This is a genomic window from Acinetobacter sp. NPDC052428 (assembly GCF_044547685.1).
GTDB classification, from domain to species: Bacteria; Pseudomonadota; Gammaproteobacteria; order Pseudomonadales; family Moraxellaceae; genus Acinetobacter; species Acinetobacter lwoffii_G.
Map to the genome: position 1 here is coordinate 184,348 of NZ_JBIUAT010000003.1, position 21,317 is coordinate 205,664.

Annotated in this window: 15 protein-coding genes, 3 tRNA genes, 1 pseudogene and 1 other annotated feature; of the genes and pseudogenes, 11 read left to right on the forward strand and 8 right to left on the reverse strand. The window is 44.1% G+C overall.

Features of this window, described 5'->3' with window-relative positions; genetic code table 11:
• Positions 1-401: 401 nt before the first annotated feature.
• The 5 genes from dmpG to ACIG3F_RS04010 all read right to left on the reverse strand — a co-directional run bounded on the left by dmpG (position 402) and on the right by ACIG3F_RS04010 (position 5,531).
• Positions 402-1,421 carry a 4-hydroxy-2-oxovalerate aldolase gene (gene dmpG / locus ACIG3F_RS03990; RefSeq protein WP_005102984.1) on the reverse strand — a complete coding sequence of 340 codons (1,020 nt, stop codon included), beginning with the start codon at positions 1,419-1,421 and terminating at the stop codon, positions 402-404.
• 12 nt (positions 1,422-1,433) lie between these two features.
• Positions 1,434-2,330: an acetaldehyde dehydrogenase (acetylating) gene (locus ACIG3F_RS03995; protein WP_004647362.1), complete on the reverse strand. Its 897-nt coding sequence runs from the start codon at positions 2,328-2,330 to the stop codon at positions 1,434-1,436.
• A 24-nt stretch (positions 2,331-2,354) separates the two neighbouring features.
• A complete protein-coding gene (locus tag ACIG3F_RS04000; protein ID WP_004647361.1) occupies positions 2,355-3,152 on the reverse strand; it encodes a 2-keto-4-pentenoate hydratase in 798 nt (265 codons plus the stop codon).
• 407 nt (positions 3,153-3,559) lie between these two features.
• Complete coding sequence (locus ACIG3F_RS04005; RefSeq protein WP_396469418.1) at positions 3,560-4,228, reverse strand: HAD-IA family hydrolase; 669 nt, start codon at positions 4,226-4,228, stop codon at positions 3,560-3,562.
• Positions 4,229-4,574: 346 nt separating this feature from the next.
• A complete protein-coding gene (locus ACIG3F_RS04010) occupies positions 4,575-5,531 on the reverse strand; it encodes an RluA family pseudouridine synthase (protein WP_004278531.1) in 957 nt (318 codons plus the stop codon).
• Positions 5,532-6,297: 766 nt separating this feature from the next.
• Here ACIG3F_RS04010 and ACIG3F_RS04015 point away from each other — a divergent pair.
• The 5 genes from ACIG3F_RS04015 (at position 6,298) to ACIG3F_RS04035 (ending at position 12,306) form a co-directional block, all read left to right on the forward strand.
• Positions 6,298-9,774 (forward strand): Rne/Rng family ribonuclease, encoded by a 3,477-nt coding sequence (locus ACIG3F_RS04015; RefSeq protein ID WP_071850453.1) that lies wholly within the window; start codon positions 6,298-6,300, stop codon positions 9,772-9,774.
• A gap of 173 nt (positions 9,775-9,947) precedes the next feature.
• Positions 9,948-11,789 (forward strand): long-chain-acyl-CoA synthetase, encoded by a 1,842-nt coding sequence (locus ACIG3F_RS04020; protein ID WP_396469419.1) that lies wholly within the window; start codon positions 9,948-9,950, stop codon positions 11,787-11,789.
• Positions 11,790-11,984: 195 nt separating this feature from the next.
• Positions 11,985-12,060, forward strand: a tRNA-Lys gene (locus tag ACIG3F_RS04025).
• A gap of 19 nt (positions 12,061-12,079) precedes the next feature.
• A tRNA-Lys gene (locus tag ACIG3F_RS04030) sits at positions 12,080-12,155 on the forward strand.
• A 75-nt stretch (positions 12,156-12,230) separates the two neighbouring features.
• Positions 12,231-12,306: transfer RNA gene (locus ACIG3F_RS04035), tRNA-Lys, on the forward strand.
• A gap of 182 nt (positions 12,307-12,488) precedes the next feature.
• On the opposite strand, the gene ACIG3F_RS04040 is transcribed toward ACIG3F_RS04035, so the two are convergent.
• On the reverse strand, positions 12,489-13,178 hold the full coding sequence (locus ACIG3F_RS04040) for a hypothetical protein (protein WP_396469420.1): 690 nt from the start codon (positions 13,176-13,178) through the stop codon (positions 12,489-12,491).
• Between the two features lie 244 nt (positions 13,179-13,422).
• Here ACIG3F_RS04040 and ACIG3F_RS04045 point away from each other — a divergent pair, with 244 nt between their 5' ends.
• Complete coding sequence (locus tag ACIG3F_RS04045) at positions 13,423-13,698, forward strand: PspC domain-containing protein (RefSeq protein WP_004278536.1); 276 nt, start codon at positions 13,423-13,425, stop codon at positions 13,696-13,698.
• 405 nt (positions 13,699-14,103) lie between these two features.
• Positions 14,104-14,484 carry a hypothetical protein gene (locus ACIG3F_RS04050; protein WP_004278537.1) on the forward strand — a complete coding sequence of 127 codons (381 nt, stop codon included), beginning with the start codon at positions 14,104-14,106 and terminating at the stop codon, positions 14,482-14,484.
• A 37-nt stretch (positions 14,485-14,521) separates the two neighbouring features.
• Here the strand turns inward: ACIG3F_RS04050 and ACIG3F_RS04055 are convergent, their stop codons facing one another.
• Entirely contained in the window at positions 14,522-15,631 is a 1,110-nt protein-coding gene (locus tag ACIG3F_RS04055; protein ID WP_005102970.1) for an HPP family protein, read from the reverse strand.
• Between the two features lie 258 nt (positions 15,632-15,889).
• Positions 15,890-16,684, reverse strand: coding sequence for a transglutaminase family protein (locus tag ACIG3F_RS04060; RefSeq protein ID WP_005102968.1), 795 nt, complete (start codon positions 16,682-16,684; stop codon positions 15,890-15,892).
• 312 nt (positions 16,685-16,996) lie between these two features.
• Between ACIG3F_RS04060 and glyQ the strand changes: the two genes are divergently transcribed.
• The 4 genes and pseudogenes from glyQ to ACIG3F_RS04080 form a co-directional block, all read left to right on the forward strand.
• On the forward strand, positions 16,997-17,980 hold the full coding sequence (gene glyQ, locus ACIG3F_RS04065; RefSeq protein ID WP_005102966.1) for a glycine--tRNA ligase subunit alpha: 984 nt from the start codon (positions 16,997-16,999) through the stop codon (positions 17,978-17,980).
• Positions 17,980-20,049 (forward strand): glycine--tRNA ligase subunit beta, encoded by a 2,070-nt coding sequence (gene glyS, locus ACIG3F_RS04070; RefSeq protein WP_005267524.1) that lies wholly within the window; start codon positions 17,980-17,982, stop codon positions 20,047-20,049. Before glyQ ends, glyS begins: the two co-directional genes overlap by 1 nt.
• 67 nt (positions 20,050-20,116) lie before the next feature.
• Complete coding sequence (locus ACIG3F_RS04075) at positions 20,117-20,287, forward strand: hypothetical protein (protein WP_017398057.1); 171 nt, start codon at positions 20,117-20,119, stop codon at positions 20,285-20,287.
• Between the two features lie 101 nt (positions 20,288-20,388).
• Positions 20,389-21,317, forward strand: a pseudogene (locus tag ACIG3F_RS04080) (IS3 family transposase); the annotation flags it as partial.
• Positions 20,664-20,780 (forward strand) — a sequence feature (AL1L pseudoknot). It overlaps the preceding pseudogene by 117 nt.

The following is a 21,317-nucleotide window of genomic DNA, read 5'->3' on the forward strand; positions in this document are numbered from 1 at the left end:
CCATGCAGCCATCATGCGCAAGTCGGTTTAAATAAAAAATCCGACCACAGTATTAAACTTTTGCTCTTTTAGCTCTGCATATTCCAAGCCCAGATTTAAGCACTCAATCTCTTAGATTTTAAACCGATTAAAGAAAATAAAAATTTGACCAGATATTTAATTCAAATTTCTGTTTCCTTTATTAATAAGCGCAATTTTTTTAAAAACTTTAAGATAATATTTTTTATTTATCGTTTTTATGTTTAAGGAAAAAATTAAACTGAAATAATCTTCACATAGCACTATAACTAAAATATCTGAGATCAGAGTTTTAATATATTATTAAATCTACTTAATAATAAAAAAGCATCCAAATCGGATGCTTTTTTATTAGCCTTATTTTAATACGAATGCATTAAAAATTAAGCTTGTAACTCGCGCGCTTTAGACATGGTTAATGCCAGGTCTTCAATCATGTCTTCCTGACCACCTACCGTACCACGGCGACCAAGTTCCATCAGGATTTCACGTGCAGATACGCCATATTTCGCTTCAGCGCGTTTAGCAAACAACAGGAATGAAGAGTAAACACCCGCATAACCTAAAGTAGCCGCATCACGGTCTGCACGAATTGGGTTGTGCATCATTGGAATCACTAGATCTTCAGCAACATCTTGTACTTTGAACAAGTCAACGCCAGTGTCCATACCCATACGGTTTGCCACAGCGATAAACAGTTCAAGTGGCGTATTACCTGCGCCAGCACCCAAACCTGCAGATGCCAAGTCAACACGTACTGCACCTGCTTGAACAGCAGCAACAGTATTCGATACACCCATACCTAAGTTGTGGTGACCGTGGAAACCAAGCTCAATGCTTGGGTCCAAGTGTTGACGTAAGTGACCTACGCGATCAATAACGTCTTGAGGAAGCATATAACCTGCTGAATCTGTCACATAGATACAGTTTGCACCGTAAGACACCATCTTGTTTGCTTCTTCAAGCAATTTTTCAGGAGATGCCATATGCGCCAACATTAAGAAACCGACGGTGTCCATTTCTAGTTTACGTGCAGCGGTGATGTGCTGCTCAGAACAATCCGCTTCAGTACAATGCGTCGCCACACGAATGGTAGAGACACCAATTTCATGTGCCATTTTCAAATGGTCAACCGTACCGATACCAGGTAAAAGCAATGCAGAAATTTTTGCATTTTTCATACGTGGCACAACAGCGGATAAATATTCTTCATCCGTTGCAGCAGCAAAACCGTAGTTCACTGATGAACCGCCAAGGCCGTCACCGTGCGTTACTTCAATTAAAGGTACGCCGGCATCATCAAGTGCTGTTGAAATTGCAATCATTTGCTCAACAGTCGTTTGATGGCGCTGCGGGTGCATACCATCACGTAAAGTCATATCATGAACAATAATCTTAGACATTTTGGTATTCCTTTAAGCTTCAGCGGTGTTGAACACGTGTTCTGCGAACATTTCTGCAGTACGTGCAGCTGCTGCAGTCATAATATCCAGGTTGCCTGCGTATTTCGGCAGGAAGTCACCCAGACCTTCAACTTCCAAGTAAATTGATACGCGGTTGCCATCAAATACCGGACCATTTACCAGCTTGTAACCTGGTACGTATTTTTGAACTTCCTTGATCATGGCATGTACAGATTCAGTAATCGCTGCCTGATCCGGCTCACCTTCAACCAAGCAATGTACTGTGTCACGCATCATTAAAGGTGGCTCAGCCGGATTAATGATAATGATCGCTTTACCTTGTTTCGCGCCGCCGACTTTCTCGATTGCACCCGCAGTGGTACGTGTGAATTCATCAATGTTTTTACGCGTTCCCGGACCAACCGACTTAGTCGATACAGTTGCAATGATTTCGCCGTATTCAACAGGTTGAACGCGAGAAACCGCAGCCACCATCGGAATCGTTGCCTGACCGCCACATGTCACCATGTTCACGTTTGGTACTTCGCCCGCTTGTAGCAATGCTTCAAGGTTGACTGGTGGTACACAAAATGGACCAATCGCAGCAGGCGTTAAGTCGATCATCAACACGCCAAGTTCATTCAGCTTGCGGCTGTTTTCAGCATGGACATAGGCAGAAGTTGCATCGAATGCAATTTTGATGTCATCAGCAATCACATGAGGAAGCAGACCATCGACACCTTCAGCTGTGGTTTTTAAACCCATTTTCGCAGCACGCGCCAAACCTTCAGAAGTCGGGTCAATCCCCACCATCCAAACAGGCTCTAACCATTCGCTACGTTGTAATTTATAAAGCAAATCAGTACCAATATTCCCTGGACCGATCATTGCACATTTAATCTTTTTCATGAATGTACTCTCTTGGAATCTTGATTATTCAGCAGCGAATGCAGCGGTTACTGAACCGAAGCCTTCAATTTCAACCTTGAATTCATCACCTGGTTGCGCCACAACCATTGGACCTAAAGCACCCGTCAAGATGATGTCGCCTTTTAAAAGCGGACGGCCACGACGCACCATTTCATCTGCAAGCCAAACAGCAGCATTCAATGGGTTTGCAAGACATGCTTTACCCACGCCTTGAGAAACGACTTCCTCACCGCGCGTCATCACCATCTTGCAGTTCACAAGATCAAGTTTTTCTAACTTAACCGGCTGAGAACCCAAGACAAATGCAGCAGAAGATGCGTTATCCGCCACAGTATCAATCAGGCTAATTTTCCAGTTTTCGATACGGCTATCGACCACTTCAATTGCAGGCAGTGCATAATCAGTTGCGCTGATAATGTCTGCATACGTGTGTTTTTCTTTGGTTAAATCCTGGTTAATCACCAATGCGATTTCTGCTTCAACTTTCGGCTGAATCAGAAGGCCGGCTGGAATTGCTTCACCATCGCCATAAGCCATATCGGCAAATAACATACCGAAATCCGGCTGATCTACACCCAGTTGCGCTTGAACGACTTTAGACGTCAAACCGATTTTACGACCCACCAGACGGCGACCTTCAGACAAAGCACGCTCGGTATTCACTTCCTGAACGGCATAGGCGATATCTACGTCAGCACTTTCACCGCCAAGTTCCGGGCGAATCGGTGCAATCGCAGTTTGTGATAATTCAGCGCTACGAAGTGCTTGTGCAACTGATTCAACAACAGCAGAATTCGACATCAATGTTTCCTTAAACTGCAAAAATTAGGCTTATGCCGGGATCTAAGAGGGACAGAAAATATGGACATGATCAGGCTGATCATCCGTATGGACTGCCTTTCTCAGAGCGAGCATAGGAATAAACAGTTTTAGGATGGGAAAAATACGGCGTTTGTGCCAATAGTTATTTTATTTTTTGCTATAGCTATTATCTATAAGAATAATTTATGAAAAACTAAATAAAACAAAATCTTATTATTTAAAACACATCGTTATTTAGCAAAATAACTGCCATAATATGACCGAATAAAATCAGTACAATTACGACTTTAGACTAAAAGATAAGAACCAGCGATTAAATCTGCAGCACTCCCCAGCCAATTCAAACCGGGGAAATACTTGTTTTTCACTGCAACCAAGATAATGGATTAAACTGCTTGTTTCCATTGGACTTTAGCCAACAATGCAGTATGTAAAGCAGCCACATCATCCACGATACAGACTGGATTAAATTGAGCCAAAAGTTCAGGCGCATGCACGCCATAACTTACCCCAACGCTTGGCATGGCAATATTTTGCGCCATTTCCAGATCATAAGACGTATCACCGACCATAATCGCATGTTCAGCCTGCACACCGGTTTCCGCCAGAATTTCTTCTAACATGAGTGGATGAGGTTTAGAATGGGTTTCGCTGGCTGCGCGCGTACTCACAAACAGCTCTTCACTGTTCGTCTGTTTTAATACACGATCCAGACCTTTACGGCTTTTCCCTGTGGCTACTGCCAGCTTCACGCCTTGCTGCTGTAAATCTGCGAGCATGTGCGCTACGCCTTCAAACCAGGAGTCTCCTGATGAGTTGGCAACATAATGATCGGAATAAGCCTGCAAAATATCCGTATGTAATTCTGGTACTGTCGGGAATAAACGCTGTGCAACTTCAGGTAAACCCAGTCCAATAATACTTTTCGCATCTGCATCCGTTAACGGCTGCTGAAACTGCTGTGCGGCAAACTGCAAACTCGCCACGATTTGACCGACTGAATCAAATAAAGTGCCATCCCAATCGAAAATGACCAATTTTACAGGTGAGTTCATAAAAGATTTCCTAGATTTGATTCAGTCTTGAAGCCCTCTCCTACAAGGAGAAGGAATTTTTCATTCTTAAGCAAATGACTTTAATAAAAGAACCAATAAAGTCGAATTATCAATGAAGTTTTAATTCAACATTACTATTTAATAAGTAACGTTCCCTCTCCTGAACGAGTTTAAAGCACTGCTTTAAACGACGTGCAAGAAGGAGACTTGCTCAGCAGTGCTGCTTAGGGAGAGGATTCTTTCGAAATTTAATCTCCCCTAGCCCTCTTTAAGAAATAGGGGAATTCCCTCCTTTTTCAAAGGAGGGTGAGGGTGGATTAAATTTATTAAAAGAAAAAATAAGTCCTTATTGGGCAGCCGGTTTATCCGCTTTCTGCGCTCTTAACTGCGCCACCAGACTCTGCATATCTTCCGGCAATGGCGCTTCAATCGCTGGATAGCCCGGAATGTCCAGACGCATTGCATGTAAACACAAACGGCGTGGTTTTGGCCCACGATATTCTGTTTCATGACCATACTTTTCATCGCCTACTAGCGGATGACCAATGCTCAAACCATGAACACGAATCTGATGGGTACGACCAGAAAGCGGAGAGGCATACACCAATGTGGCATGCATAAAACGCTCTTGCACATTCCACTGGGTTTTAGACTCTTTACCTTCTTTCGGGGACACGCAGACACGACGTTCACCATTGGCCAGCTCGTAACGATGTAAAGGTGCATCAATCAGCTGTTTATCCAGACTGACCTGCCCTTTTACTACAGCGGCATAGGTTTTTTTGATTTTATGTTCACGCAACATATCTTGTAATGTTTTCAACACGCTACGCTTTTTGGAAATCATCACCAGACCGGAAGTATCACGGTCAATCCGGTGAATCAGTTCCAGATACTTTTTACCGGTTGCGGCACGCAAGCCCTCAATCAGGCCATAGGCCACACCGCTACCACCATGCACAGCAATCCCGGAAGGTTTATTCACGACCATCAAACCTTCATCTTCATAAATCACACGGGCCAATAAGCCTTGTGCCACTTTGTCAGAAACAGGTGCAGCAGATTCATCTTTTTGTTCATAGCGAATCGGCGCAACGCGAATCTGGTCACCGATTGCGAGTTTGGTTTCTGCTTTAATGCGTTTTTTATTAACGCGAACCTGGCCTTCACGAATCAGACGATAGATACGGCTTTTTGGCACACCTTTCAGACGACTAAACAGGAAATTATCGATGCGTTGTCCATCTTGATGTTCATCCACTTCAAACCAAGTGACGTTTTGCCATTGTTGCGTAGAATTCATACAGTTACTATGACCCAAAAAATACTAAAATTGATTAAAAACTGATCACTTAGGTTATGCTTTACACAAGAAACATAAGCTTAGCCCATAGGCAGATGATGCAAGGTTTGATATAGTCAGCGCACGGAAACCATCGTTTGTGAGTAAAAGTTGAATCATTTCAGATTTTTCTGAACTTGATTGTTCAATTAAAGACTCACATGATACGGGAAGGTCCCCAAAGAATTATGCCACGCCGAAGGCTTATTATATCGGCAAACAAAGCAAACTGTTGCGTTTAATTGTACCTCAGGTACATAAATCAGTTTGTCTTAAAAAATATGTCGCCAACTTTGTTGGTTTTTAAACGTAAACTGATACACATCAGATTAGTCGCAACCTGAAGACGACTTCAGGCTACAGCGTTGATGCATTGGATCTGCACAGTTTGTAAAGATACGACGACAATTCCGTATCAAGACACTTTCTATAAAGAAGGGATGATCTTCGAGCAATGTGACAGTGAAAGTTACACACATCCAATGCACCGCTCGTCCGCCAGTGAAGCGTTCAGGTGACTTTAATCCGTTTAAAGATTGAAGCCGTATTGCCATCATCAATACGTGAATCAAAAACCGAAGCCCATCTATATTAAATAGAGCTCGGTCATAAAAGACTCAAACCACAATGAAATTCATTGCAGATTTGAGCCATTGATCCGTGATGTGTGATGTTCGCTACGTGTATAGCGATTTTTTGCTGTGTATCACTATAAGGTGTTACACCCATGAAACGTATGTTGATTAATGCAACACATGCCGAAGAAATTCGCGTTGCACTTGTCACTGGTCAGCGTCTTTACGATTTTGATTTAGAAAATCGTACCCGTGAACAAAAAAAATCCAATATCTACAAAGGTCACGTGACTCGCGTTGAACCTTCTTTAGAAGCTGTATTCGTTGAATACGGTGCAGGTCGCCAAGGCTTCCTGTCAATGCGTGAAATCGCAAATTCATATTACAAAGCCGACCCTCGCCAAACTTCAAATATCCGTGAACTGATCACTGAAGGCACCGAACTTCTGGTTCAGGTGGAAAAAGAAGAGCGTGGCAACAAAGGCGCTGCCCTGTCTACTTTTATCTCACTTGCTGGCCGTTATTTGGTATTAATGCCAAACAACCCGAAAGGTGGTGGTATCAGCCGTCAGATTTCCGGTTCAGTGCGTGAAGAACTGAAAGAAATGCTGGCAACACTGAACGTGCCACGTGGTATGAGCGTGATTGTGCGTACTGCCGGGATTGGCCGTTCACAAGAAGAATTGCAACTCGACTTACAGCACTTGTTAGACCTTTGGGCACAAATCCAGAGCACGGCAAGTTCAGGCCCATCGCCAATGCTGGTACATCAGGAAGCGGGTGTGGTAACACGTGCCATTCGTGACTACCTGCGTGATGATGTTGCTGAAATCCTGATTGACTCAGAACAAGCCTATAACGAAGCCTATAACTTCGTAAAAGCGGTAATGCCACGTCAGTTAGAAAAACTGAAAACTTATACCTTAAATGAACCTTTATTCGCGCATTTCGCGATTGAAAGTCAAATTCAAACCGCTTATGAACGTGAAGTAAAATTGCCTTCTGGCGGTTCGATCGTGATCGACCAAACTGAAGCTTTAGTGTCAATTGACATTAACTCAGCAAAATCGACTCGCGGTAGCGACGTTGAAGACACCGCGTTGAACACCAACATTGAAGCGGCAGAAGAAATCGCGCGTCAATTACGTTTACGCGATATCGGTGGCCTGGTGGTGATCGACTTCATCGACATGACCAAAGACCGCAACCAGCGTATGGTGGAAGCGAAGCTACGTGAAGCAACGCAAAGTGACCGTGCCCGTATTCAGTTCGGTCAATTGTCACGTTTTGGTTTGATGGAAATGAGCCGTCAACGTCTGCGTCCTTCTCTTGAAGAAGCGACTGGCTACGTTTGTCCACGCTGTCATGGTACCGGCATGGTCCGTGACCTGCGTTCTTTATCCCTTTCAATTATGCGTAAAGTGGAAGAGATTGCCCTGCGCGAACGTCATGGTGAAGTTCAAGTCGAAGTTCCAGTCGAAATTGCTGCCTTCTTATTGAATGAAAAACGTCACACCTTGGTGTATTTAGAACAGACTTCAAATGTACGTGTGACTGTGTTGCCTCACCCGCATCTGGAAACACCGCATTATGAAATCACTTATAATGCCGAAGGCTTTGCACCAACCAGCTATGAACGTACTGAAGCAACTCGTTCAAGTGAAAAAGAGTTGGGCTATGAGTCATCTGAATGGCATTTAGAAGAAGAACATACGCATGCTGCTGCCCCAGCGCCTGCTCAACAGCAAAACAACGGCAGAAACAATAAACGCCGTAACCAGCAAAACCAAAATGCACAGCAAGCACCTGTTGCGCAACAAGCTCCTGCCCAAGCACAAGTTGCGGCTCCTGCATCTAGCCCATGTGCCTGGTTAGAAAACCTGTTTGTTCAAAAACAGGCAGCGACTGTTGATCAATCGCGTACTGCCAACAATGCAGCTGCAGCAATTGAACAAATGATCAATGGCGGTGCGGTGAGCCGTGGTCAGTTCGGTCAATTGTCTGCACCGGTGGCACAACCTGCTCCACAGCAAGTGTCTCAACCTGCTGCTCCGGCAAGCAGCAATGCTTACCTGGCACCATCGACTGTAGCGCAAAAACAGGAACGTGATGCTGAAAAACCGGCAGAGCGTGATGAAAGAGCACCACGTCATAACAACAAAAAACCACGCAATCCGAAGCACAAAGAACCGCGTGAGCAGGTTCAGTCTGAAGCTTCCGCTCCTCAGCAACATCAGGTGCATGAAGAAGTGGTTCAGGTATCTCGTCAAGAGCAACGTCATGAAGCACGTGAAAACAAGCGTAATTCTCGCCGTCAGCATCACAATGAGCCATCTCAGCAAAATGATGTTCAAAACAATGAACAACAGCCTCAACAGGTAATGCCACGTCGTGACCGCCGCAACCAGCCACGTCAGGAACGTCCAAATCGCCACCGCGATCCAAGCGTGCTGAATGAGCAGGCTCAACAAGCAGCACCTGCAGTCGTTGAAGTTCCAGCAGTCAATGACAAGCAGCTTCGTGTTGAATTGGTCGATGCGCCACGTCAAGACGTGATGCCGACTGCTATGGTGGTGAATATTGACCAGGCGAAAAGCGAAATCGTGGCATTGAATGACAATGCTGCAGTTGTAACGCCAGCGGTTGAAGTTACTGCACCGGCAGATGCGCCAGTTGAAGAAGCCGCTGCTGAAAATGTAGTGGAAGCTGCACTGACAGCTCCTGTTGAAGAGGTTGTGCCAGCTGAAGAATCAAGCGCTGAAAAACCACGTGCCAGCAACGATCCGCGTCAGCGTCGTCGTCAGCAGCGTGAAGGACAGCCTCAACAGGCTACAGTTCAGAAGTTGACTCCTTCACAAGTACCAACGTTGGGTCAGTTCACCATTGGTAGCCTGATTCGCCATGTTTATGGTGAAGACTGCTCCGTACTGATTGAACAGTTTGGTTTATTGCCAACCTTCAACCGTGCTCTAGAGAAGTTCACAAAAGAGTACAACGCGAGTCTGGTGGCTGCAGCAACGCCTGCCACAGAGAAAAAACCGGTCACCCGTGATGTTCAAGTGACCGTAGCCAAGGTTGAAGCAGAGCCTGCTCCAGTTCTGGACCTGACTCCACCAAAACCGGTGTCGGACAAACGTGTCGCAAATGATCCACGTGAGCGTCGCCGTCTGGCTAAACAGGCTGCAGAACAGGCCCTGCAACAAGCCAAGCAACAGGCTAAAGTAGAAACAGCTCCGGCAGTTGAAACTACGCCAGAAGCACCTGTAGCAGCAGAAGCGCAAGCAGAGTCAGTTGAAGCAGCAGCAACTGAAACTCCAGTAGCCACTGAAGTAGCTATTGAAGAAACCGCAAATGCTCAGCCAGCTGAACAAGCAACTGAAACGACGGCACCATTAGATACAGCTCCTGCAGAAGAGGCTCCAGTCACTGAAGCTCAACCTGAAGATGCTGCGCCAGTTGAAGCAAATGCTGAATCAGAAGCTCCTGTTACAGAAGCCCAGGATCAGGCCGAAGTAACAACAGAAGACACTGAAGCCAGCGAAGCTGAAAAAGCAGAGAAACAGGCTGCTCGTCCACGTCGTCCACGTGGTCGTCCACCGAAAAAAGCCAATACTGCAACTGAATCATAATTTGCTCAATTGCAGTCATCTAAAAAAACCTAGTCATTTCGGTGACTAGGTTTTTTTTTCTAGATTTAGTCAGAATAGGTTGATTGCACTAGTGTTTTAACGCTAAAAGATGGCTAGCTCGTCTACTGTATATAAATTGAACGTATCGGATACGAAAAATAAATAGGATTCTCATGACCCAAATGAAACCACACGATCTGATTGGGATTGCAGATGTCGCTGCCAAAATCCCGGCTTTTTTGACCAAAGTACCCAATTTGCTCACTGGTCTAAGACAGGCATATTTACGTACTCCGAACACACCGGCCGGCCTGGGTCTGGCTTTTGAAAAAGCGACCAAGCGTAACCCGGAAGGTATTGCCTTACGTTTTGAAGAGCAAAGCTATAGCTATGCCGCTCTCAATGCCTGGGCCAACCAGATTGCCCATTTCTATCTATCCTTGGGAGCCAAGAAAGGTGATGTCGTTGCTGTCATGGTCGAGAATCGTCCTGAACTGATTGCCAGTGTAATTGGTCTGGCCAAACTGGGGGTGACCACGGCTCTGGTCAATACCTCTCAAGTCGGCAAGGTACTGACCCATAGTATCAATCTGGTCAAACCGATTGCCCTGATTGTAGGTGAAGAGTGTCGTCATGCAGTTAACGAAATTCGTAATGACCTGAATATTAGCAGTGACCGCTTGCACTGGTTTGCAGATCAAAATACTCAAGCCGATCCGGGTCAGGCACCTGAAGGCTTTATCAACCTGGCTGAAAAAACCGATCTCTCCCCTAAGTTCAATCCATCGACCACCCATTCGGTGCAAGGCAAAGACGGACTGTTCTATATTTACACCTCGGGCACCACAGGTCTACCTAAAGCGGTGATTTTTACCAATGGCCGCTGGACACTGGCTTATGGCACCTATGGGCATGTGTTGAATCTCAATAAAGATGATGTGATGTACTGCACCCTGCCACTTTATCACGCCACAGGCATGGTGGTGTGCTGGTGCGGTGTTATTGCAGGAAGCAGCACCCTGGCTATTCGCCGTAAATTTTCGACCTCTTCTTTCTGGAAGGATGTGCAAAAATTTGATGCCTCTGCGATTGGTTATGTCGGTGAGCTGTGCCGCTATCTGATGGATGCTCCCCCATCTGAACTAGAAAAAGGCCATCGTGTAACCAAAATGATTGGTAACGGGATGCGCCCAAATATCTGGGATAAATTTAAATCCCGTTTTGGCATTCAGGAAGTACTGGAACTGTATGCCTCCAGTGAAGGCAATGTCGGCTTTAGCAATATTTTCAATTTTGACAATACTGTCGGTTTCTCACCCACACCCTATGCGATTATTACCTTTGATAAAGATAAAAATGAGCCGGTACGAGATGCTAAAGGGCATTGCAAACGGGTGAAAAAAGGCGAAACCGGTTTATTAATTGGTAAAATCACCCGTCGTTCACCCTTTGATGGCTATACCGACCCGGAAAAAAACAAGTCAGTGATCATGCAGGATGTATTTACAACAGGTGATGCTTACTTCAATACCGGAGATCTGGTGCGCAATATCGGCTTCCGTCATGCGCAATTTGTCGATCGTCTGGGTGATACTTTCCGCTGGAAAGGTGAAAATGTTTCCACCACTGAAGTTGAAAACATGCTGACCGAGTATGACAAAATCGTTGAAGCGGTGGTGTATGGTGTAGAAATTCCCAATACCAATGGTCGTGCCGGCATGGCCGCGATTACCCTGAAGCCCGATGTAAAATTGGATGACACCGATTTAGCCGCCATGGCTGCTTGCTTTAAAAAATGCTTGCCGGCTTATGCGGTACCGGTATTTTTACGTATACAACAGCAGGTTGAAACTACAGGCACCTTTAAATACCAGAAAAATAAATTGAAAGAGCAAGCATTTGATCCGAGTAAAACCGATGAATGCCTGCTGGTGTTATTACCAGGTGCAACGGCATATTCCAAGCTCACCGCAGAGATTTTTGCCAATATCCAGGCCTATCAATATCGCTTCTAAGTACTGAAGTTGCCTATTTTTTGTTTAGATAAAGCATAATTGTTGTATTTATAATCAAACATGGGCAACTTTGTTATTTTTTGCTTGCGCTGAAATGAGATCTTGCTACAATACGCTCCATCAAACAAAGTGGTGCTTTAAGCTATTTAGCTTGACTTGCACTGCACATTCAAACCAAGTTTGAATGATGGTTCAGGGTCGTTAGCTCAGCTGGTAGAGCAGCGGACTTTTAATCCGTTGGTCCCGCGTTCGAATCGCGGACGACCCACCACTTATTTGATATTTTTGATGGGTCGTTAGCTCAGCTGGTAGAGCAGCGGACTTTTAATCCGTTGGTCCCGCGTTCGAATCGCGGACGACCCACCATCTTCCGAAAGGATCACGTAAAAGTACACCACACTCTTGCGTCATAAAAATGGTCATCATCATTTTTATTCCTCAGGGTCGTTAGCTCAGCTGGTAGAGCAGCGGACTTTTAATCCGTTGGTCCCGCGTTCGAATCGCGGACGACCCACCATTCTTTCCTTAGAATGTCTCCCTGATTTCCCTTATTATATTTTAATTAAATTGCGATGTTTTGGTCGTGTATTTCTGCGCCCAGATTTTAGGCTCACACGTTCCCACAACTTGCCTTTATTGTCTAATCTAAACAGTATTTGAATTAAGCTTTCTACCAGATCAGCCGATTTTTATCGGGTATTATTCTTGAATATGAAAGGACGTGTCTTTGACCAGTTCATAGGCTTTCGAAGGTGCCGGATAGCCGCGATCAAATAATTCCCGGTTGGTTTTTTCTTTTTCACTATAGATTTTTTCCAGATTCATGACTAAGTGATTTGAATCTTTAATCTTATAGTAAAAGCTCGCCCCTTCTTTACGATTCACTACTATATCGGTACGCTCAGGATTGATAAACCAGCGGTCTTTACGGTAGGTGATATTGTGAGCGGTGCTATTTTTGGTATTATCAATAAATACCTTCCCATACTGCAAAATGCTGCGATGCACCGTACCGTCCGGTAGTAAAGTCAAAATAAATTCTGCCTTACCTTCAGTACAGGGCGCAAAGCGGCCATCACAATCGATTTCAGTATGATAGCGGCCTATAAACGCCTTGGCATCCTCTGGTACAGTTGCCGGGTTTAAATCAGCTTCTGCCGGAAGAGTCGCCTGCCCTGCGACCTGAGTTAAGGATTTGGCACTGACGGTCACTACATCGGCCTTTGTATTGGCAGCGGAAATTTTAACACCTTCTTCTGAGGTCGCCTGACTTTCCTGTTCAGGTTTGACTTGCTGCTGATCACAAGCCTGCAAAATCACCATACTCCCCAACACCAGGCTACATTTAAAAAAACTGCTTAATGTACAACGGGATACATCCAATTTCATTTTTAATAAACCTAAATAGGAAAAATGGCGAGCAAAAAGCACACAGCAAAGCTGCTGAACTTTACACAAGAGTTCAATAGAATTTTCACTATGTTAGTAGCTCTTAGATCTGGTTTTAATCTTTATTAACATTACTTAACGATTTTATTTTTAATCAGCACTTTAAAAAGCTTAAGCAAACTCCATTTCTTTAAGTATGGATCTAGTTTTAGGATTCACACCTATTTTTAATCAGGAGATTTTAATGGCCAATGTTGGTTTATATCGCTCTAACCGCTCAAACATGATTGCAGGTGTGATGGGTGGTATTGCTGAACGTTTTGGTTGGAACGCAAATTTATTACGTCTAATTTTTGTGGTGATTTCAATCATGAGTGCCGCCTTCCCGGGTATTTTGGTTTATCTGGTGTTGTGGTTAATCATGCCGAAAAAACAGTACAGAATTGATCATGACAGCGTTCATCAACCTCAGGGCTATCAAAATCCTGTGCGTACAGTGAATCAGGATAAACGCTATTAAGCTGTACAGTCATTTTTAACAAGCGTTCTTAACCAGTTTCATCGCAGAGCTTCCTCTTTCACCCCGGTTAAATGGGATGAAATTTTGATGCCACGGTAATTTCCCCAAGTTATCGTGGCTTTTTTTGCCTATCTTTTATGATGACTGAGCTTTAGCCTCTCTGTTTATCTTTCAGATTGATTCAAGATCAACTGCATCCTGCGATTGATATAAAAAAATCTGCTTAAATATATTTTTAGCATTCACTTAACGTATTTTTAAGCTGTCGCTGATCGTAAAAAGTGTATGCTCTAAAAATAAAAAAGTATAAATTTCATATAGTCTAAAAATCATAGAAGCGTTAAATCATTTATGGATAAGATATTTCAGTTCATATCCCGACCGATCCAGAATTCTCCCTGGAAAATGACATTTAACCTCGCGCTTGCACCTTTGATCATCGCTGTAATTTTATTCCCTTATGCGCTATTTCATGAAGTCAGTTATGGGGTTTTCTCCATTTTCAAGAGTCTGTTTGCAGCGCTTTTTATTAGCTTTTTTGTCTGCCTGACTTACTGGGTGATGGTCTTTCCTTTTCTATTAGTGACTCACCTGCTGCTATGCCATTATCAGCTGTTTAATATCATCACGATTTTAATGAGCTGCGTACTGGGAACCCTGATTCTGGCTTATATCTCGCATCCTCCAAGTGAAAATTTTAGTTCCCATTTTTTGTTTCTGCTGTGTTTTTCCCTGCCGATGGCACTATTTTACAGTTTTCTCAGCTGGCAAGCTGACCAGAGTTGATCACGCCCTGCCTGTTAACTTCTGTTTTAATCCGGTTTTAAGCTTTCATTTTAAAATGATTCAGCTCCTGATTGAGTGCGGCAATCATGTCTGCCCGGCTGATAATTCCCACCAATTTCTGCTCGCTCACCACCGGAATATAGTTGAAGGAACGCTCGACAAAATATGGCACCAGATCCTGAATGGGTTGTAAAGGCTGCACTGTGATCACCTTACGGGTCATGATATGTTTGACCTGATGTTCCCAGCTACTGCGCACATCGGCAGCGCGCTTGAACCATTCCACCACCTGATACATTGCCAGTGTACCGACCAGTTGTTCATCGGCATTAACGACGGGCAGGCTCATCAGGTTCATCTGTTTGAACTTGTCCAGTGCGTGCTGAATATCATCATTTTCATGCAGGGTTGCCACATCCTTGGTCATAATATCCTGGCAGCTAAATTCATGCACTGCACGCGCATTGGCGCGGTTTTGTGCCTCCAGAATAATTTTTTGCAGGTCATATTCACTGATGTCCAGCAGCTCGGTACGCTGATCCAGGACTTCCTGAATATCCTGCGGTTGAATGGTGACTTTCTGGGTGGGCGTAGGATCTTTGGAGCGGGTATTTAGTTGGGCTTGCTGCGGATAATCCTTTCCAATCATCCGGTTAAAGACAATCGCAATCACCATGAGCAGAATTGAATTGAGCAGCACCGGATAAAATACAAAGGCATAACCCAGTTCATGTACTGGCTGGCCACCCAGCACGGCGGTAATCGCTACGGCGCCACTCGGTGGATGCAGGGAATCTGTGGTCATCATCAGGACGATCGCCAAGGCCACGGCTACACTAAAAGCCTCAGTCGGACTGGCAATCAACAAGGCACAGCTCACGCCAATCACCGCAGCAATGGTATTTCCGACCAGAATATTCCAGGGCTGTGCCAGAGGACTGGCTGGCACTGCAAACAGTAATACCGAGGATGCGCCCATCGGGGCAATATACCAGGCTTCAAAATCCCCCAGAATCCATAAACTCAACAAAGATGAAACCACCAAACCCAATAGTGCTCCAACTCCGCAGAGCAAACGGTCTTTGAGTGGAAGAACTTTGAAATTCGGTTTTAAGGTATTGAGCCAGTCGAGATGGGAGTGAAACACAGTGCGCCTAATCTTATTGTTTATAGATTTTGGGCATTATAGAACCAAGCCCGATGAAAGGCATCTGTGTTTTACATCTTTTCATCATTCGCGAATGCAGGCTTTTTAAAACAATATTTCGCTTAGCTTAAAAATACTCAGCAAGATTTTTTATAGGGGCTGTGCTATCTCCGCCTACTTCTGAAATGGAATAAATCCTTTTAAACCATTTTGCTTAGATATTTTCTAGATCGTTTTTATTATGGCCTACTCGTTCATTCAGGTTTGAATCAGGGGCTGGATTTTTAACAGTTCGACCTCACCATAATAGGTTGAAAATGCCACATCTCCGGCATCGACTCCAGTACCGATCCGAATAAGATTTTCGACCGGAGCCAAACGGGTCGGATCAAACTGCACCCAGCCACCGTCTAAATAGGCTTCAAAAATGGCATGAAAATCGGGTAAAAACTTTTCAATTTCCACATAACCGACCACCATGCGTGCCGGAATTCCCAAGGCACGGCACAGGGCAATGCCTAAATGGGCGAAGTCACGACATACGCCTGCACGATGCACCAGTACATCTGTGGCAGTGGTAAACTGGTCAGAACTGCCAGACACATAAAAAATATTGTTATAAATCCACTGTTCAATGGCTTTGACCCGAGTATAACCTGGTGTCATCCAGCCAAATGAGCGTTTCGCCATTTCCAGCAATAAATCCGAATTGCAATAACGGCTGGCCAGCAAATAAGGCAATACTTCATCGGGCAGCTCAGGAATGGCCACTTCTTTCAGACCCTGCTGAAGTTCCAGAGAGAGGCTCGGATGATGGACTACTGTCGCCGTATAATTCAGCTCAAAAGTCTCACAGGGTTCGACCTGTAGCCGGATATGACGATTTTGATGCTGAGCATCCTGAAATTCATGCCATACCACCGGCAGATTAAAGCTGAGTTGTTCTTCGAGAATCTTCTGATCGGAATGATGTGCCGCCTGAAGCATAAAAATAAATTCTGTCGGTTGCACGACCTTGTATTTTAAATGGCACTGAATTTGGTAAGTGGTCATGAAGTTCCTTATTTTTAAGCATTATTATATTGCGTGAATATTAAACTAATTTTAGAGCAGCAATCGTATGAGATCCGTTGAACTTTATGACTCTCCGGTTAACGGCATGCCATACATCTGGTTTATTCCTGATTTTCAGCTCGGCCCGTATCGACCAGCCAAGCTAAAAATGCAGTAAGACTCTAAATACCGCGTATCCTTTAAGCCTGTTTTATTTTTTTCAGAAAAGTATCCCCACATTAACCCTTTGCCACTCCCCTGCAAAGTCCTTATAATTGAGCACAATTTTTCTCTAATTTTAAGTGGATGACCATGAGTCGCGCCATATCGCATATTGATACCTTCCAAGGCTTAATTCTTGCCTTACAAACTTACTGGGCGGAGCAAGGCTGCGTCATTTTGCAACCTTATGATATGGAAATGGGTGCAGGGACATTCCACACTGCGACTTTCCTTCGTGCGCTGGGTCCTGAAACCTGGAATGCCGCTTACGTTCAACCGTCACGCCGTCCGAAAGATGGCCGTTATGGTGAAAACCCGAACCGTTTGCAACATTATTACCAATTCCAGGTGGTGCTTAAGCCAAACCCGGACAACATCCAGCAGCTTTATCTTGATTCATTAAAAGCGATTGGTATTGACCCACTGGTACACGACATTCGTTTCGTAGAAGACAACTGGGAATCTCCAACACTGGGTGCTTGGGGCTTAGGTTGGGAAGTTTGGTTAAACGGTATGGAAGTGACTCAGTTCACCTACTTCCAGCAAGTCGGTGGTGTTGAATGCTACCCAGTGACTGGTGAAATCACTTATGGTCTTGAACGTCTTGCGATGTATCTGCAAGGTGTAGATTCGGTTTACGATCTGGTTTGGACCAAAGGTCAGTTCGGTACGGTAACGTATGGTGATGTATTCCATCAAAATGAAGTGGAACAATCGACCTATAACTTCGAATATGCCAACGTTGAAAAAATGTTTGAATTGTTCGATTTTTACGAAGCTGAGGCAACGCGCTTAATTGAAGCGAAACTTCCACTTCCTGCATATGAGCAAGTCGTGAAAGCATCACACAGCTTCAACTTATTGGATGCGCGTGGCGCGATTTCTGTGACTGAACGTCAACGTTATATTTTACGTGTACGTACCTTGGCACGTTCAATTGCACAAAGTTATGTGGCTGCACGTGCGGAACTTGGTTTCCCAATGGCTGAACCTGCATTACGTGATGAAGTGTTGGCACAATTAAAAGCGCAAGTTGAAGCAGAAGCGAAAGAAGCAAACAAGGAGAGCAAATAATGTCTAAACATACCGTTTTGTTCGAATTGGGTTGTGAAGAACTTCCACCAAAAAGCCTGAAAAAATTACGTGATGCCTTACATGCAGAAACCGTAAAAGGCTTAAAAGATGCTGGTCTTGCTTTCGATTCAATCGCAGCCTATGCAGCACCACGTCGTCTTGCACTTAAAATCGTCAACGTTGATGCTGCGCAAGCAGATACACAAAAACGTTTTGATGGCCCTGCGAAGCAAGCTGCATTTGATGCTGAAGGCAACCCGACTAAAGCCCTTGAAGGCTTTATGCGTGGTCAAGGCATCACAGTTGACCAAGTTTCGACTTTCCAAGCGGGTAAAGTTGAAAAAGTATGCTTCTTGAAAGACGTGAAAGGTCAAAGCCTTGACGTTTTACTACCACAAATTTTACAAAATGCTTTGGACAATCTTCCAATTGCAAAACGTATGCGTTCTGCGGCAAGCCGTACTGAATTCGTACGTCCCGTAAAATGGGTGGTGTTGTTAAAAGATAACGATGTGATTGATGCAACCATTCAAGATCATAAAGCGGGTAACGTGACGTATGGTCACCGTTTCCACGCGCCTGAAGCGATCACTTTAGCGCATGCTGACGAATACCTTGCGAAGTTAAAAGCAGCGCATGTTGTGGCTTCTTTTGAAGAGCGTCAAGCGATCATCGACCAACAAGTGAAAGCATTGGCGGATGAAGTGAATGCCATCGCAATTGTACCAAGTGATCTTCGTGACGAAGTGACTGCATTGGTTGAATGGCCTGTTGCGCTACGTGCAAGCTTTGAAGAACGCTTCCTTGCTGTTCCTCAAGAAGCATTAATTACGACGATGCAGGACAACCAAAAATACTTCTGTTTGGTGAATAGCGACAATAAACTTCAACCGTACTTCATTACTGTGTCAAACATTGAGTCGAAAGACCCGACACAAATTATTGAAGGTAACGAAAAAGTGGTTCGCCCACGTTTGTCTGATGCTGAATTCTTCTTCTTGCAAGATCAAAAGCAACCGCTTGCGTCTCGTAAAGAAAAACTTGCGAACATGGTGTTCCAAGCAGAGCTTGGTACGCTTTGGAACAAGTCTGAACGTATTGCAAAATTGGCTGTTGCGCTTGCGCCTATTACAGGTGCAAAAGCGGAAGATGCTGAAAAAGCGGCACTTCTTGCAAAATGCGATTTAACCTCTGAGCTTGTGGGTGAATTCCCTGAACTTCAAGGGATTGCAGGGACTTACTACGCACGTCTTGAAGGTGAAAATGCGGAAGTGGCTGAGTCTTTAGGTGAGCAATACTTACCTAAATTCGCAGGTGACGTTTTACCGAAAACCAAAACTGGTACAACCATTGCTCTTGCGGATCGTTTAGATACGCTCACAGGTATTTTCGGTATTGGTCAAGCGCCTACAGGTTCTAAAGACCCATTTGCACTACGTCGTTCTGCAATTGGTATTTTGCGTCTTGTGACTGAAAACGAGCTTGATGTTTCAATTGAAGATTTGATCAAACTTGCACTTGCTGCTTATGGCGATGTATTGAAAGATCACGACAAGACTTTGGCGGATGCTGTGGCATTCCTTGAAGGTCGTTACCGTGCGAAATACGAAGACCAAGGCGTTGCAGTAGACGTGATTCAGGCAGTTCAAGCCTTGTCGCCAAAATCTCCACTTGATTTTGACAAGCGTGTAAATGCGGTCAATCACTTCCGCGCATTGCCTGAAGCGGCTGCGCTTGCTGCTGCAAACAAGCGTGTTGCGAACATTTTGGCAAAAGAAACTGCTCCTGAAGGTGCTGTAGTTGAAGCAAACTTGGTTGAAGATGCTGAAAAAGCATTGTTCGCTGAACTTGCTAAAATTGCGCCTCAAGTTGAGCCGTTATTTGCTGCTAAAGACTATACTGCTGCGTTGTCTGCACTTGCTGCACTTCGTGCGCCAGTGGATGCGTTCTTTGACGGCGTCATGGTGATGGCTGATGATGCTGACCTGAAAGCAAACCGTTTACGTATGCTTGCGCAGCTTCGAGGCTTGTTTACGAAAGTGGCTGATATTTCGGTATTACAGCACTAAGTCAGACATTTGAAATAAAATTAAAACCCTGCTAGAAATAGTGGGGTTTTTTATTTTTCTCAATAATATGAAATTATCACAAGCACAAAAAGCATTAGAATTTTTAAAATCTAATCCTAACCAAAAATTTACAGCTAGATTTATTGCTGATAAATTAATTGCTACATATCCTCAAGACTATATTGAGAAAAGAAATAATATTAAATTTGAAAACAATGAAAGTGCTTTTAAACAATAAGTTATTCGAGAGTTATATAGTATTTTCCCAGACTTAATTCAAAATAATCCTTGAACCGTACCGGGTTTGTCGGAGAGTCAATATTCTGAGAGACTACCCCGATGACAAAATTAAAATATACCCCTGAAATCAGAGAAAAAGCGGTTCAATTACTAATTGAATCTGAAAAAGATTATCCTTCTACTTGGGCTGCAATCACAGCAATTGCGCCTAAGATTGGTTGTACTCCTGAAACACTTCGTGCCTGGCATCAAAAGCATTTAGATCAGCAAAATCCTATTAAAGTACAACAGATATCTGATCAAGAAAAAATGAAGCAAATGGAACGTGAAATTAAAGAATTAAAGCGTGCCAATGAAATTCTACGTAAAGCAGCCGCTTTTTTCGCCCAGGCGGAGCTCGACCGCCCACACAAATAATGGTGGATTTCATCCATAACAATAAAGACTTATATGGTGTTGATGCGATTTGTAGGATTTTACCGATCGCAGCTTCAACCTATTACCGGACTCTAGATCTCTGCGATGAGAAGCATTGCTTCGCAAGGGAACATCGAGCAAAGCGAGATTTACATGACTTGCATCATGCTGAGGAGATTAAACGAATTTGGAAGGAAAGTTCAGGTCGATATGGTGTACGTAAAGTCTGGCAAAAATTGAAACGTGAAGGCTATATTATTGCACGCTGTACTGTTGCTCGATTAATGAAAAAGCTAGGTATACAAGGTGTTTGGCGAGGTAAGAATAAACAAACCACCCGTAGCCGAGATGATCAAAAAAGAGCAGATGATTTAGTGAAACGTAATTTTAATGCTGATCATCCTGACCAACTGTGGGTGAGTGACTTTACGTATATTCAAACTCATTCAGGCTGGGTCTATACCGCCTTTATTATTGATGTGTTCTCACGAGCAATTGTTGGATGGAAAGTATCTACACGGATGAATACAGATATGGTGCTCGATGCATTGGAGCAAGCATTGCACGATCGAGGCATGCCAAAGAATGTGATTCATCATTCCGATAGAGGT

Bases quoted from the DNA above. Each gene is read 5' to 3' on its own strand.
- ACIG3F_RS04010 (WP_004278531.1), bottom strand. From the start codon at position 5,531: ATGAATTCTACGCAACAATGGCAAAACGTCACTTGGTTTGAAGTGGAT.
- ACIG3F_RS04045 (WP_004278536.1), top strand. From the start codon at position 13,423: ATGGCCAATGTTGGTTTATATCGCTCTAACCGCTCAAACATGATTGCA.
- ACIG3F_RS04040 (WP_396469420.1), bottom strand. From the start codon at position 13,178: ATGAAATTGGATGTATCCCGTTGTACATTAAGCAGTTTTTTTAAATGT.
- ACIG3F_RS04005 (WP_396469418.1), bottom strand. From the start codon at position 4,228: ATGAACTCACCTGTAAAATTGGTCATTTTCGATTGGGATGGCACTTTA.
- ACIG3F_RS04015 (WP_071850453.1), top strand. From the start codon at position 6,298: ATGAAACGTATGTTGATTAATGCAACACATGCCGAAGAAATTCGCGTT.
- ACIG3F_RS04020 (WP_396469419.1), top strand. From the start codon at position 9,948: ATGACCCAAATGAAACCACACGATCTGATTGGGATTGCAGATGTCGCT.
- dmpG (WP_005102984.1), bottom strand. From the start codon at position 1,421: ATGTCTAAGATTATTGTTCATGATATGACTTTACGTGATGGTATGCAC.
- ACIG3F_RS04060 (WP_005102968.1), bottom strand. From the start codon at position 16,684: ATGACCACTTACCAAATTCAGTGCCATTTAAAATACAAGGTCGTGCAA.
- ACIG3F_RS04050 (WP_004278537.1), top strand. From the start codon at position 14,104: ATGACATTTAACCTCGCGCTTGCACCTTTGATCATCGCTGTAATTTTA.
- glyS (WP_005267524.1), top strand. From the start codon at position 17,980: ATGTCTAAACATACCGTTTTGTTCGAATTGGGTTGTGAAGAACTTCCA.
- ACIG3F_RS04075 (WP_017398057.1), top strand. From the start codon at position 20,117: ATGAAATTATCACAAGCACAAAAAGCATTAGAATTTTTAAAATCTAAT.
- ACIG3F_RS03995 (WP_004647362.1), bottom strand. From the start codon at position 2,330: ATGAAAAAGATTAAATGTGCAATGATCGGTCCAGGGAATATTGGTACT.
- glyQ (WP_005102966.1), top strand. From the start codon at position 16,997: ATGAGTCGCGCCATATCGCATATTGATACCTTCCAAGGCTTAATTCTT.
- ACIG3F_RS04000 (WP_004647361.1), bottom strand. From the start codon at position 3,152: ATGTCGAATTCTGCTGTTGTTGAATCAGTTGCACAAGCACTTCGTAGC.